This is a genomic window from Citrobacter europaeus (assembly GCA_020099315.1).
Classification (GTDB): Bacteria; Pseudomonadota; Gammaproteobacteria; order Enterobacterales; family Enterobacteriaceae; genus Citrobacter; species Citrobacter europaeus.
In genome coordinates this window covers 2893123-2906967 of sequence record CP083650.1, presented here as the reverse complement: position 1 = coordinate 2906967, position 13845 = coordinate 2893123, and the positions used below count along the sequence as shown (strand labels likewise).

Annotated in this window: 11 protein-coding genes; 9 read left to right on the top strand and 2 right to left on the bottom strand. The window is 53.4% G+C overall.

Annotated elements, in window-relative coordinates:
* Positions 1 to 18 precede the first annotated feature (18 nt).
* The 9 genes from cheR (at position 19) to LA337_13740 (ending at position 9764) form a co-directional block, all read left to right on the top strand.
* Entirely contained in the window at positions 19 to 891 is an 873-nt protein-coding gene (gene cheR / locus LA337_13780) for a protein-glutamate O-methyltransferase CheR (protein ID UBI14262.1), read from the top strand.
* Entirely contained in the window at positions 888 to 1937 is a 1050-nt protein-coding gene (locus LA337_13775) for a chemotaxis response regulator protein-glutamate methylesterase (GenBank protein UBI14261.1), read from the top strand. Before cheR ends, LA337_13775 begins: the two co-directional genes overlap by 4 nt.
* Before the next feature lie 18 nt (positions 1938 to 1955).
* The gene (gene cheY / locus LA337_13770; GenBank protein ID UBI14260.1) at positions 1956 to 2345 is read left to right on the top strand and encodes a chemotaxis response regulator CheY; all 390 of its coding nucleotides are present in this window, start codon (positions 1956 to 1958) and stop codon (positions 2343 to 2345) included.
* Positions 2346 to 2358: 13 nt separating this feature from the next.
* A complete protein-coding gene (cheZ, locus tag LA337_13765; protein UBI18471.1) occupies positions 2359 to 3003 on the top strand; it encodes a protein phosphatase CheZ in 645 nt (214 codons plus the stop codon).
* Positions 3004 to 3160: 157 nt separating this feature from the next.
* Positions 3161 to 4312, top strand: coding sequence for a flagellar type III secretion system protein FlhB (gene flhB, locus LA337_13760; protein ID UBI14259.1), 1152 nt, complete (start codon positions 3161 to 3163; stop codon positions 4310 to 4312).
* Entirely contained in the window at positions 4305 to 6383 is a 2079-nt protein-coding gene (gene flhA, locus LA337_13755) for a flagellar biosynthesis protein FlhA (GenBank protein UBI14258.1), read from the top strand. Before flhB ends, flhA begins: the two co-directional genes overlap by 8 nt.
* Positions 6383 to 6775: a flagellar protein FlhE gene (flhe, locus tag LA337_13750; GenBank protein UBI14257.1), complete on the top strand. Its 393-nt coding sequence runs from the start codon at positions 6383 to 6385 to the stop codon at positions 6773 to 6775. Before flhA ends, flhe begins: the two co-directional genes overlap by 1 nt.
* Positions 6776 to 7037: 262 nt before the next feature.
* Positions 7038 to 8624 carry an MFS transporter gene (locus LA337_13745; protein ID UBI14256.1) on the top strand — a complete coding sequence of 529 codons (1587 nt, stop codon included), beginning with the start codon at positions 7038 to 7040 and terminating at the stop codon, positions 8622 to 8624.
* The gene (locus LA337_13740; GenBank protein ID UBI14255.1) at positions 8625 to 9764 is read left to right on the top strand and encodes a glycoside hydrolase family 105 protein; all 1140 of its coding nucleotides are present in this window, start codon (positions 8625 to 8627) and stop codon (positions 9762 to 9764) included.
* Here LA337_13740 and mrdA read toward each other — a convergent pair.
* Together mrdA and argS are read right to left on the bottom strand one after the other, a co-directional pair.
* A complete protein-coding gene (gene mrdA, locus LA337_13735; protein ID UBI14254.1) occupies positions 9736 to 11673 on the bottom strand; it encodes a penicillin-binding protein 2 in 1938 nt (645 codons plus the stop codon). The genes LA337_13740 and mrdA overlap by 29 nt on opposite strands.
* 212 nt (positions 11674 to 11885) lie before the next feature.
* Positions 11886 to 13619, bottom strand: coding sequence for an arginine--tRNA ligase (gene argS, locus LA337_13730; protein UBI14253.1), 1734 nt, complete (start codon positions 13617 to 13619; stop codon positions 11886 to 11888).
* Positions 13620 to 13845 lie beyond the last annotated feature (226 nt).

Here is a 13845-nt window from a genome sequence, read left to right as displayed (position 1 = left end):
TGTGATTGAGAAGGCGCTATGACATCATCTCTGCCCACCGGGCAAACGTCATTATTGTTACAGATGACACAGCGCCTCGCGCTGTCTGACGCGCATTTTCGTCGGATATGTCAATTAATTTACCAGCGTGCGGGGATCGTACTGGCCGACCATAAGCGGGACATGGTTTATAACCGCCTGGTCCGTCGTTTACGTACCCTGGGACTGGATGACTTTGGTCGCTATCTCAGCATGCTGGAAGCTAACCAGAACAGTGCTGAGTGGCAGGCTTTTATTAACTCCCTGACCACCAACCTGACCGCGTTTTTTCGCGAAGGGCATCATTTTCCGGTGCTGTCAGATCATGCTCGTCGGCGCAACGGTGAATACCGGGTCTGGAGCGCAGCGGCGTCAACCGGTGAAGAGCCGTATAGCATTGCGATTACGCTCGCCGATACCCTGGGTATGGCACCGGGCCGCTGGCGTGTTTTTGCGAGCGACATTGATACCGAAGTGCTGGAAAAGGCCAGAAGCGGCATTTACCGTCTTGATGAGCTGAAGACGCTGTCACCCCAGCAGTTGCAGCGTTATTTCATGCGTGGCACCGGGCCGCATGAAGGTCTGGTACGCGTTCGGCAGGAACTGGCGGGGCATGTTGAATTTTCCAGTGTGAATTTACTGGATAAGCAGTACAACGTGCCTGGACCCTTCGATGCCATATTTTGTCGTAACGTGATGATCTATTTCGATAAAACGACGCAGCAGGATATTTTGCACCGTTTTGTTCCACTTCTTAAACCAGATGGGCTGCTGTTTGCAGGTCATTCAGAAAACTTTAGCAACCTCGTGCGCGAGTTTAGCCTGCGTGGACAGACCGTGTATGCGCATGCGCCAGGTAAGGATAAAGCATGAGTAAAATCAGGGTGTTGTCGGTTGATGATTCTGCATTGATGCGTCAAATCATGACCGAAATTATTAACAGCCACAGTGATATGGAAATGGTAGCGACGGCGCCTGATCCGTTGGTCGCGCGGGATTTAATCAAAAAATACAATCCCGACGTCCTGACGCTGGATGTGGAAATGCCGCGCATGGATGGCCTCGACTTTCTTGAAAAGTTGATGCGTCTGCGTCCGATGCCGGTGGTTATGGTCTCTTCACTCACGGGTAAAGGTTCAGAGGTCACGCTGCGGGCGCTGGAGCTGGGGGCGATTGATTTTGTCACCAAACCACAGTTGGGGATCCGTGAAGGGATGTTGGCCTACAGCGAAATGATCGCTGAGAAGATCCGCACCGCGTCGCGGGCAAAACTGGCGGCCCATAAGCCTATGGCGGCACCGGCGACCTTGAAAGCGGGGCCGTTACTCAGTTCGGAAAAACTGCTGGTGATTGGCGCGTCAACCGGAGGAACAGAGGCAATTCGCCATGTACTCCAGCCATTGCCGCTTTCAAGTCCCGGTATTCTTATTACCCAGCATATGCCGCCAGGGTTTACCCGTTCATTCGCCGAACGTCTGAACAAACTGTGTCAGATAACCGTGAAAGAGGCAGAAGACGGGGAGCGTGTGCTTCCGGGGCATGCGTATATCGCCCCAGGTGACAAGCATATGGAACTGGCGCGCAGCGGGGCGAACTACCAGATCAAAATTCATGATGGTCCGCCGGTTAACCGGCATCGACCATCAGTGGATGTGCTGTTCCATTCGGTGGCAAAACACGCGGGGCGTAATGCCGTGGGAGTGATCCTGACAGGTATGGGCAACGATGGTGCCGCCGGAATGTTAGCGATGAACCAGGCGGGTGCCTGGACCATTGCGCAAAACGAAGCAAGTTGTGTGGTGTTCGGCATGCCGCGCGAGGCCATCAATATGGGTGGCGTAAGCGAAGTGGTCGATCTTAGCCAGGTAAGCCAGCAAATGCTGGCGAAAATCAGTGCCGGACAGGCAATACGTATTTGAATCAGGAGTTTATTTTTTATGGCGGATAAAGAGCTTAAGTTTTTGGTTGTGGATGACTTTTCCACCATGCGTCGCATTGTACGTAACCTGCTCAAAGAGCTGGGTTTCAACAATGTTGAAGAAGCTGAAGACGGTGTGGACGCGCTGAATAAGCTGCAGGCTGGGGGATTTGGTTTTGTCATTTCCGACTGGAACATGCCGAACATGGATGGCCTCGAGCTGCTGAAAACCATTCGTGCAGATGGCGCAATGTCTGCCTTACCGGTGCTGATGGTGACGGCGGAAGCGAAGAAAGAGAACATCATTGCGGCAGCACAGGCTGGCGCCAGTGGCTATGTCGTGAAACCGTTCACGGCGGCAACGCTGGAAGAGAAACTCAATAAGATCTTTGAGAAACTGGGCATGTGAGGGTGTGACAATGATGATGCAACCACAAATTAAACCTGCTGACGAACACTCTGCAGGGGACATCATCGCGCGCATCGGCAGTTTGACCCGAATGCTGCGCGACAGCCTGCGTGAACTGGGGCTGGATCAGGCTATTGCCGAAGCGGCGGAAGCGATTCCCGATGCCCGCGATCGTCTCGATTACGTTGTGCAGATGACCGCACAGGCGGCAGAGCGCGCGCTGAACAGCGTGGAGGCTTCGCAGCCGCATCAGGACGCGATGGAAAAAGGGGCCAAAGACCTGACCAAACGCTGGGATGAATGGTTCGAAAATCCGATCGAGCTGTCCGACGCCCGTGAACTGGTCACCGATACCCGACAGTTCCTTGGGGATGTGCCAGGACATACCAGTTTTACTAACGCTCAACTGCTGGACATCATGATGGCGCAGGATTTCCAGGACCTCACCGGTCAGGTCATCAAACGCATGATGGATGTTATCCAGGAGATTGAACGTCAGTTGCTGATGGTTCTGTTGGAAAACATCCCGGAGCAGGGTGCTCGTCCAAAACGTGAAAACGAAAGCTTGCTTAACGGCCCGCAGGTTGATACTTCAAAAGCCGGCGTGGTGGCAAGTCAGGATCAGGTTGACGACCTGCTGGACAGCCTCGGTTTCTGATGAGTATTTGCCGGATGTGGGGCGTGACCTCTCATCCGGCTTACGCGCAATTCTGCTTAAAGCCATAAATCCCGTCTTTTTTACCGCTTACTCTTCCCATTGCTGGATGGACGTTCTGGCATCATTCTCGCCTATATCTCTATCCAGGGTCTGATGCGTGGCAGAAGAAAGCGACGACGACAAAACAGAAGCCCCCACCCCCCACCGACTTGAAAAAGCACGGGAAGAAGGGCAGATCCCCCGATCCAAAGAGCTGACCTCGCTGCTTATTTTGCTGGTGGGTGTGTGCATTATCTGGATTGGCGGGGAGTCGCTCGCCCGCAGGCTGGCCGGCATGCTGTCTGCCGGATTACGTTTTGACCACAGTATGGTCAACGACCCTAATCTGATCCTCAGCCAAATCATCCTGCTGATTAAAGACGCGATGATTGCGCTGTTACCGTTGATTACCGGCGTTGTTCTGGTGGCATTAATCTCCCCGGTGATGCTCGGCGGCTTGATCTTCAGCGGTAAATCTCTGCAGCCCAAGTTCTCTAAGCTGAATCCGCTGCCGGGCATTAAACGCATGTTCTCTGCGCAAACCGGGGCAGAACTACTTAAAGCGATACTGAAGTCCACGCTGGTAGGCAGCGTGGCTGGGTTTTATCTCTGGCATAACTGGCCAGCGATGATGCGACTGATGGCGGAATCTCCGATTACGGCGATGGGCAACGCCCTGGATTTAGTGGGTATGTGCGCGCTGTTGGTGGTGCTTGGCGTCATTCCGATGGTGGGGTTCGACGTCTTTTTCCAGATTTACAGCCACCTGAAAAAACTGCGTATGTCGCGTCAGGATATCCGGGACGAATTTAAGCAAAGCGAAGGTGACCCGCACGTTAAGGGAAAAATACGTCAAATGCAGCGTGCGGCCGCACAGCGTCGCATGATGGCGGATGTGCCGAAAGCGGACGTTATTGTTACTAACCCCACGCACTATTCGGTGGCGTTGAAGTATGACGAGAACAAAATGAGCGCGCCGAAAGTTGTCGCCAAAGGCGCGGGGCTGGTGGCGCTGCGCATTCGTGAGATTGGTGCCGAGCATCGTGTCCCTACGTTAGAAGCGCCGCCGTTGGCGCGTGCGTTATATCGCCATGCTGAGATTGGTCAGCAAATACCGGGTCAATTATATGCCGCCGTTGCCGAAGTACTGGCATGGGTATGGCAGCTAAAACGCTGGCGTCTCGCCGGCGGCAAGCGTCCACCACAACCTGAAAACCTTCCGGTGCCTGAAGCACTGGATTTTTTGAACGAGAAGACTACTGATGGCTAATCTGGTCGCGATGCTGCGTCTGCCCAGCAACCTGAAATCCACGCAATGGCAAATCCTTGCCGGACCGATCCTCATCCTGCTGATCTTGTCGATGATGGTGCTGCCGCTGCCGGCTTTCGTCCTCGATTTGCTGTTCACATTTAACATCGCGCTGTCGATCATGGTGCTGCTGGTGGCGATGTTCACCCAGCGTACGCTGGAGTTTGCCGCATTCCCTACGATTTTGCTGTTTACCACATTATTACGCCTCGCCCTGAACGTCGCGTCGACGCGTATCATTTTAATGGAAGGTCATACCGGCGCGGCGGCGGCGGGGAAGGTGGTTGAAGCCTTTGGTCACTTCCTGGTGGGGGGTAACTTTGCGATCGGCATCGTGGTCTTCGTTATTCTCGTCATCATTAACTTTATGGTAATCACCAAAGGTGCAGGGCGAATCGCTGAGGTTGGCGCGCGTTTTGTGCTGGATGGTATGCCCGGCAAGCAGATGGCGATTGATGCGGATTTGAATGCCGGTCTGATTGGCGAGGATGAAGCCAAAAAACGGCGCTCGGAAGTGACCCAGGAAGCGGATTTCTACGGCTCTATGGACGGTGCGAGTAAATTCGTACGTGGAGATGCCATCGCCGGTATTCTGATCATGGTTATCAACGTGGTCGGCGGCCTGTTAGTTGGGGTGTTGCAGCATGGTATGAGCATGGGCAGCGCTGCGGAAAGTTATACCCTGCTGACCATCGGTGACGGGCTGGTGGCACAAATTCCTGCTCTGGTTATCTCCACCGCGGCGGGGGTTATCGTGACCCGCGTGAGTACCGACCAGGACGTAGGCGAACAGATGGTGACCCAACTGTTCAGTAATCCCAGCGTTATGCTGCTCAGCGCGGCGGTGCTTGGGCTTTTGGGTCTGGTTCCGGGCATGCCGAACCTGGTGTTTCTGATGTTTACCGCTGCGTTACTGGGTCTGGCCTGGTGGATGCGCGGTCGTGAGCAAAAAGCGCCAGATGAACCGCAGCCGGTGAAAATGCCGGAAAACAACTCCGTGGTGGAAGCGACGTGGAATGACGTACAGCTGGAAGACTCCCTGGGAATGGAGGTCGGTTATCGCCTGATCCCGATGGTGGACTTTCAGCAGGATGGCGAGTTGCTGGGGCGAATTCGCAGTATTCGTAAGAAATTTGCCCAGGATATGGGCTTCCTGCCGCCGGTGGTGCATATCCGTGACAATATGGATCTGCAGCCGGCCCGCTATCGAATTTTGATGAAAGGGGTGGAAATTGGCAGTGGTGACGCCTATCCGGGACGCTGGCTGGCCATTAACCCGGGTACCGCCGCCGGGTCGCTGCCGGGTGAGAAAACGGTCGATCCGGCTTTCGGACTGGACGCTATCTGGATTGAAAGTGCATTGAAGGAACAGGCGCAGATTCAGGGCTTTACGGTAGTTGAAGCGAGTACCGTTGTCGCGACGCATCTTAACCACCTGATTGGGCAGTTCGCCGCTGAGCTATTTGGCCGTCAGGAGGCACAGCAGTTACTGGACCGTGTCTCGCAGGAGATGCCAAAGCTGACGGAAGATTTGGTACCGGGCGTTGTGACGCTCACCACACTGCATAAAGTGTTGCAGAACTTACTGGATGAGAAAGTACCGATTCGCGATATGCGCACCATTCTTGAAACGCTGGCAGAACATGCGCCGCTGCAAAATGATCCGCATGAGCTTACCGCGGTCGTCCGTGTTGCCTTAGGACGCGCTATCACTCAGCAGTGGTTCCCGGGTAATGAAGAGGTTCAGGTTATCGGCCTTGATACCCCGCTCGAGCGTTTGCTGCTGCAAGCGCTGCAGGGCGGCGGCGGCCTGGAGCCAGGGCTGGCAGACCGATTGCTGGCCCAGACTCAGGAAGCGCTGTCCCGGCAGGAAATGTTGGGCGCGCCGCCAGTCTTGCTGGTTAACCACGCGTTGCGTCCGTTACTGGCACGCTTTTTACGTCGCAGCATACCGCAGTTGGTGGTGTTATCGAACATGGAGCTTTCCGATAACCGCCATATCCGCATGACGGCGACTATTGGAGGTAAATAATGCGTAAGTTACTGTTGCTGTTGTTGTTTCCTCTGGCGGCACAGGCTGCCGGGGAAGGGGCGTGGCAGGCAAGCGGGATGGGGATCACCTTAAACCACCGCGGTCAGTCAGCCTCGTCCGCACCTCTGGTACCCAGCCAGCCGGTCTCGGGGTTGATGACGCTGGTGGCCTGGCGCTATGAACTTAATGGCCCAACGCCCGCGGGTTTACGGGTGCGTTTATGTTCTCAGTCTCGCTGTGTCGAGCTGGATGGGCAGAGTGGAACCACCAACGGATTCAATAATGTTCCCGCCATCGAACCGATGCATTTTGTCTGGGAAGTCCCCGGTGGTGGTCGTCTGATCCCTGCCTTACAGGTTCAGAGCAATCAGGTGATCGTGAACTATCGTTAACACCTTCCTTCAGTCATGCCAGCAGTAGAAACTGCTGGCTGCTTCGCACTTTTAGCCTGCCTCTTTGATTAAATAGAAACGCTGTTTTATAAAATAGGTGACATACGTTGCCGGACTCTTTGTGCTGTTGCCAGTTTGCGAACCCCCCTGGCAGAAATAGAAAGGTTTCACTTCCTGTTAGCTTTTACTGTGACCCGGTAAGGATGCCCAATGTCAAAGCGAGGATTGCGGGGCCTCCTAATAATGTGCAGGGGTAACGGCAATGAAGACACGTAAAATCGGACTGGTTAACTATTTTGCCTACGGTTCGGGAGATTTTTTAGGCGCAGGCACCACGGCGTTAACTGCGGCGTGGTTACTCTACTTCTACACCACGTTCTGTGGTCTGACGCCTATCGAAGCGACCTTTATTTTTGCCACAGCCAGGGTGCTGGATGCCGTCGTTAGCCCATTAATGGGTTTTTTGACCGATAACTTTGGCTCAACCTGGCTTGGCAAACGCTTTGGGCGGCGTAAGTTTTTTATTCTGTTGGGGATCCCCTGTGTCTTTAGCTACTCGCTGATGTGGGTCGGCGACATGGGATTCTGGTATTACCTGCTCACCTATCTGATTTTTGACGTGGTCTACACCATGATTCTGGTGCCTTACGAAACGCTGGTACCCGAAATGACCGATGACTTTAAACAGAAAACCAAATTCTCCGGCGCGCGTATTTCGATGGCGCAAATGTCAGCCATTCTGGCCTCATTCTTACCCGGCGTTCTGCTGACGCTATTTGGCAAAGATAACCCGGTGTCTTTCTTCTATGCCAGTCTGGTGTTCTCTGTGCTGTGCGCGCTGATGCTGACGTTCGTCTGGTTTTTTACCTGGGAGCGACCGCGAGAAGAGTGGACTGAAGCCGCCCTGCGAGCCGAAGAAGAGAAGAAAAGCCTGACCTTTGGCCAGAGTATGAACCGCTTGTTTGTTGAACTGAGTTCAACTCTACGCATCCGTATATTTCGCCAGCATTTAGGAATGTATCTTGGCGGCTATATTGCTCAGGACGTCTTTAACGCCGTCTTTACTTACTATGTGGTGTTTGTGCTGATGCAGGAAGCATCAATGGCATCTAACCTGCTGGGTACGATGGCTATCTTCCAGTTCATTGCTGTTATCGCCATGATCCCATTGTGCATTCGTTTCGGACCTGCGCCGTCTTATCGCATGGTGGTCGTCCTGTTTGGCCTCAGTTCACTCTCCTATGCGGGGCTGTATTACGCCGGACTCAGCGATGTTTATTCTCTGCTACTGCTGGTATCTGCCGTGGCGGGTCTGGGGCGTGGGGGGATCAATTACGTTCCCTGGAATACCTACACCTATATCGCGGACGTTGACGAAGTGATTACCGGTCAGCGTCGGGAAGGGATCTTCGCCGGGATTATGACGTTAACGCGCAAAGCGTCGCAGGCGGGCGCGGTGATGCTGGTGGGGATTGTCATGCAGTTGTCCGGTTTTGTCTCCGGCCAGAGCGCACAGCCCGCGGCGGTTAGCCATACCATCCTGTTAATTCTGAGCTGCGGAACGTTAATTGTTCTGGCGCTGGGTTTCCTGGTTTCCCTGCGCTTCAAACTGAACCTGCACACGCACAGCACCCTGCGTGAAGAGACCGCAAAAATGCGTGAGTCCGGGCGGCCTGTGCTGGAAGGACTTTCCGCTGAGGGACGCGCCACCGTAGAGATGCTGTCCGGCATGCCATATGAATCACTTTGGGGTAACAACAATATTGGTTACCTGAATCGTAATAAACCAGCGGCACCCAAACTGGAAAAAGGCGCCGCATTGAATTCGACATTGACAGAGGTTAAGTAAATGATTGTTTACCCGGTTAAACACAGCCCATTGTTGCGCCAACCAGAACATTTTATTGCCAGGGATGAATTAAAAGCGTTGATCAAAAAGGTGACGCATAACCTGGTCAATATTCATGACGAAACCGGTGAGTTCTTACTGCGTCTGGACGACGGACGCGTGATTGATACCAAAGGCTGGGCAGGATGGGAGTGGACGCACGGCGTCGGATTGTATGGTATGTATCAGTATTATCAGCAAACCGGCGATGAAACGATGCGCGATATCATCGACAGTTGGTTTGCCGATCGTTTTGCCGAAGGCGCAACCACCAAAAACGTTAACACCATGGCGCCGTTTTTAACGCTGGCGTATCGCTATGAAGAGACGCGTAATCCAGCGTACCTTCCGTGGCTCGACAGTTGGGCAGAGTGGGCAATGCATGAGATGCCGCGTACAGACTATGGCGGTATGCAGCACATTACGCTGGCGGAAGAGAATCATCAGCAGATGTGGGATGACACATTGATGATGACGGTTTTACCGCTGGCGAAAATTGGCAAGTTGCTTAATCGTCCCGACTATATTGAAGAAGCAACCTATCAGTTCCTGCTGCACGTGCAAAACCTGATGGATAAAGAAACGGGGCTGTGGTTCCACGGCTGGAGCTATGAAGGACAACATAACTTCGCCAACGCTCGCTGGGCGCGCGGCAACAGCTGGTTAACTATCGTCATTCCGGATTTCCTCGAATTGCTTGATTTGCCACAGAATAATGCAGTGCATCGCTATCTGGTACAGGTTCTGAATGCGCAAATCGCCGCGCTGGCGAAGTGCCAGGATGAAAGCGGATTGTGGCATACCTTGCTGGACGACCCACAGTCGTATCTGGAAGCGTCGGCAACCGCCGGCTTCGCCTATGGGATCCTCAAAGCGGTTCGTAAACGCTATGTTGGGCAAAACTATGCGTCGGTAGCCGAAAAAGCCATCAGAGGTATTGTGCAACATATTTCAGCCGAAGGTGAACTGCTGCACACCTCGTTTGGAACCGGAATGGGTCACAATCTCGATTTTTACCGCAACATCCCACGGACCTCCATGCCTTACGGACAAGCGATGGCGATGCTGTGCCTTACCGAATACTTGCGTAAGTATTTTTGATATCGGCGTCCGATGGCGCAGCTGCTATCGGACCTGATTGTTCCGGTATCTCTGTTTGCGCGGCGTTGTCCTGCGGCGCAAACAGATGATCCATGATTTGACGCATAACCGGCGCGGCGGTGACGCCATCGCTGCCGCCGTTTTCGAGAATTAACGCTACGGCGACTTTCGGATTTTTATACGGCGCAAATGCGGTATAGAACACATGGTCGCGCAGGCGCACGGGGATCATTTTCGCATCGTAGGTTTGATTTTCTTTCAGGCTAAAGACCTGGGATGTGCCACTTTTCGCCGCAATGCCGTAAGGTGCGGTGTGAAAGAACTTATAGCCCGTGCCGTTTGGTTCATTCGCCATGCCGAACATCGCCTGACGCACCAGTCCCCAATAAGGTGACGAGGCAGACGCGATTTGCGACGGTGCTTCGGAAGCCTGATACGGCGTAATAGTTTTTCCGCTCTCTTCATCAAGTAGCAGGTGAGGAGCGATAACTTTGCCATTGTTAATCAGCGCGACCATGGCTTTTACCATCTGAATAGGCGTGGCAATCCAGTAGCCCTGACCGATGCCAACCGAAATGGTATCTCCCTGATACCAGGATTTTTTATGCACTTTCTGCTTCCATTCGCGACTTGGGAGCAGGCCGTTATACTCCTCATCAAGATCGATACCAGTCGGTTTGCCATAGCCAAACTGGCTGAGCATGCTGTTAATCCGGTCGATCCCCATCATAAACGCCACCTGATAAAAGAACGTGTCCGCAGACTCTTCAATCGCTTTGGTGACATCCAGCATACCGTGGCCCGTTTTTTTCCAGTCGCGGTAATGTCGTTCTGTGCCGGGAAGCGTCCAGGTGGGAGCGCCGAAGAAACTGGTCTGCGGCGTGATCACGCCGTCCAGTAAAGCTGACATCGCCATGTACGGTTTGACCGTGGAGGCGGGAGGATACAGCCCCTGGGTGACGCGGTTGATCAATGGCAGGTCTTTATCCTGCAGCAGTTTGTTATAGTCCTGATAGCTGATGCCTTTGACAAACGGGTTCGGGTCATAGCTGGGATTAGAGACCATTGCCAGCACGGAGCCGTCGTGCGGATCCTCAACCAAAACAGCAGCCCGCTGGCCCGCTAACAGGCTCTCAATGTATTGCTGCAAATGTAGGTCCAGCGTCAGATGGATATCTTTTCCGGCAACGGGTGGCACATCCTTGATCAGGCGCACGATGCGTCCGTGGTTATCCACTTCCACCTCCTGATAACCGGTTTTCCCATGCAGCTCATTTTCGTAATAATGCTCGATCCCCTGCTTACCGATGTTGTGATCGGCGGCATAATTCTCTGCCAGGCCTTTCTTATCCAGCGCTTTAAGGTCGCTATCGTTGATTTTTGAAACATAGCCAAGGACATGCGCCAGCGCGGCGCCATAAGGGTACTGGCGGTCTTCATAGCTGTTGATAGTGACGCCGCTGAAATGAAACTGGTTAACCGAGAAACGGGCGATTTCCACATCGGTCAGCGCATTTTTCAGCACGACAGGGCGATAGCGACTGCTGGCTTTCAGCTCATGGCGAAACTGGTCAATGTCATCAGGAGTGAGGTCAACGATGGGCGTGAGCTGCCTGATCAGCGCGTTCATATCGCTGATTTTGTACGGCGTAACGGAAATATCGTACCAGGTCACGTTGCGCACCAGCGGAATGCCGTTGCGATCGTAAATCATGCCACGCGTTGGGGCGACGGGCAGCATTTTGATGTCGTTTGCATTCGACCGGGTGGTGTAATACTGGTGCTGACAAATTTGTAAGTTGTAGAGATTGTAAATCAGGATGCCAAAACAGATGACTACAAGGCCGAAGGCCACCAATACACGCCGTTGGAAGAGTTTTTCTTCCGCCTCAAAATCTCTGAATGTCATTGACCCGTACCCGATTAATTTGCCGCCTAATGATACGGAGGCTTAAACGGGATGACAGGCAAAAAATGTTCCATATCTCTACGGAAATGTGTCATTCCTTGTGGGTTGTAACAAATTACAGTGCACGTAGCCGTTTATCGTAGGCTGGATAGCGGTCACGGGAAATAAAAAAGCCCGCGACATAGCGCGGGCTTTCACCGTACTGGAGATGATTACATACGTTCTACGGTTTCGATACCCAGCGTATCCAGACCCAGCTTCAGGGTTTTCGCCGTCAGCTGTGCCAGTTTCAGTCGGCTGTTACGAATCTCTTCGTTTTCGGCACTGAGGATAGGGCAGTGCTCGTAGAAGCCGGAGAACAGACCGGCAACGTCGTACAGGTAAGCACACATCACGTGCGGCGTACCTTCACGTGCAACGACGGTCAGCGTTTCTTCAAACTGCAGCAGACGCGCAGCCAGTTGGGCTTCGCGATCTTCGCTGATAATCACCTGCGCATTTGCCAGCGCGCTTTCGTCGATATCTGCTTTACGGAACACGGACAGTACGCGGGTATAGGCGTACTGCATATAGGGTGCGGTGTTACCTTCGAACGCCAGCATGTTGTCCCAGTCGAAGATGTAGTCGGTAGTACGGTTTTTGGACAGGTCCGCATATTTCACCGCGCCGATACCGACCGCATTTGCCAGTTTTTCCAGCTCGTCGGCAGGCATGTCCGGATTCTTCTCAGCGACCAGACGACGTGCGCGCTCCAGCGCTTCATCCAGCAGATCGGCCAGTTTCACCGTGCCGCCCGCGCGGGTTTTGAACGGCTTGCCGTCTTTGCCCAGCATCATACCGAACATGTGGTGTTCCAGCGGTACGGAGTCCGGCACATAACCGGCCTTACGCACGATGGTCCAGGCCTGCATTAAGTGCTGATGCTGACGGGAGTCGATGTAATAAAGTACGCGATCGGCATGCAGCGTTTCATAACGATACTTGGCGCAGGCGATGTCGGTTGTGGTGTAGAGATAGCCGCCATCTTTCTTCTGAATGATTACGCCCATCGGTTCGCCTTCCTTGTTCTTATACTCATCAAGGAATACGACGGTAGCGCCTTCGCTTTCAACAGCCAGGCCTTTAGCTTTGAGATCGGCCACGATGCCAGGCAGCATTGGGTTGTACAGGCTTTCGCCCATTACATCGTCACGGGTCAGGGTAACGTTGAGGCGATCGTAGGTTAACTGGTTTTGCGACATGGTAATGTCGACCAGTTTGCGCCACATCTCACGGAAGTATTCATCGCCGCCTTGCAGCTTCACGACATAACTACGAGCGCGTTCTGCGAAGGCTTCATCTTCATCGTAGTGTTTTTTCGCATCACGATAGAAACCTTCCAGGTCAGCCAGCGCCATCTCTCCGGCATTCTCCTGCTGCTGTTTTTCCAGCCACGCGATAAGCATACCGAACTGAGTACCCCAGTCGCCGACGTGGTTGGCGCGGATAACCTTGTGGCCGAGGAACTCCAGCGTACGCACCGCAGCATCACCGATGATGGTGGAACGCAGGTGACCAACGTGCATCTCTTTCGCTACGTTAGGTGCGGAATAATCAACAACAACGGTTTGTTTCGCCGGTTGAGTGACGCCCAGACGATCGGAGGCCAGCGCCTGCTGAACGTGCTGCGCCAGAAATGCCGGATCGAGGAAAATATTGATAAAGCCCGGGCCGGCAATTTCAACTTTGCTGGCGATCCCGTTGAGATCCAGATGAGTCAGCACCTGCTCAGCCAGTTGTCGCGGCGCCATACCCAGTTTTTTAGCGACAGCCATCATGCCATTAGCCTGATAGTCGCCGAACTGTACTTTTGCTGACTGACGAACCTGTGGTTCGCAATCTGCAGGCGCGCCTGCAGCAATCATGGCCTGACTGACTTTTTCTGAGAGAAGAGCCTGAATATTCACCGGAATACCTTACATTTATGAAGCGGGGAAAAATTCACCGCACCAGTTTAAGAATTAAGGGCGGGAGTATACTGCAAATGCCCGTTGCCGTCAGCACTGCGAGTCGCGTGCGCAGTCTAAAATTCAGTCAATGCAATGACGTTTTAGTCTTCATGTTACGTTCGAAGAAAACAGCGGTTGGATGGCGCAGCGCAACAGAGTAAATTAGCAGCTTTGAACATAGATA